1 protein-coding gene and 1 pseudogene are annotated in these 662 nt (G+C 65.1%); both read right to left on the bottom strand.

Annotated features, from left to right (window positions below):
- Nucleotides 1-525, bottom strand: a 525-nt coding sequence (locus AC1DWF_RS35240; RefSeq protein WP_476843107.1) for an ABC transporter substrate-binding protein, incomplete at its 3' end; no start/stop codon positions are given.
- 26 nt (nt 526-551) lie between these two features.
- Nucleotides 552-662 (bottom strand): annotated as a pseudogene (locus AC1DWF_RS35235) (peptide ABC transporter permease); the annotation flags it as partial.

The following is a 662-nucleotide window of genomic DNA, read 5'->3' as shown; positions in this document are numbered from 1 at the left end:
GTGCATGTTCTGCCAGGCCCAGAGGAACGGCAGGAAGGGCCGCGACAGCTCCATCTCGACCGTCAGGTCATCCTTCACGCGGAAGGCCTTGATCAGGTCGAAGCCCGAACGGCTGCGCACGGCCACGGCGGGGTTCATGATGGTCTGGTAGGTGAACTCTACGTCCTTCGCGGTGAAGGGCTGGCCGTCGGACCATTTCACGCCGGGCTTGAGCTTCACCGTCCAGGTCAGCCCGTCGGCCGAGATGCCGCCATTCTGCCGCGAGGGAACCTCGACCGCGAGGTTGGGGATGAAGTCGCCCTTGTCGTTCACGTCCCACAGCGCGTCGAAGAGGCAGGCTTCCGGCACGTTCTCGGTGCCAGCGTTGACGTAGAGCAGCGGATTGAACTGCACGGGTTCCTGCGTCATCGCGAAGATGATGCGGTCCCGGTTGATCGACTGTCCCCAGACGGTGGGCGCGGCCAGCATCGCGGCCGAACCGGTGGAACCAGCCAGCACGCCGCGGCGGGTGATGCGGAACGTCATGTCGCGAGCCTCCTTTTTGTCATTCGTCACGGGTCCATGCGCAGGCGTGGGTCGAGCGCGTCGCGCAACCCATCGCCCAGAAAGTTGAAGCCCACCACCGTCAGGGTGATCGCGACCCCCGGCAGGATGGCTAGCCA

This window comes from Aminobacter sp. P4_D5, assembly GCF_056401815.1.
Note: the sequence above shows the minus strand (reverse complement) of the source record. Positions and strands in the feature narration are given on the sequence as shown.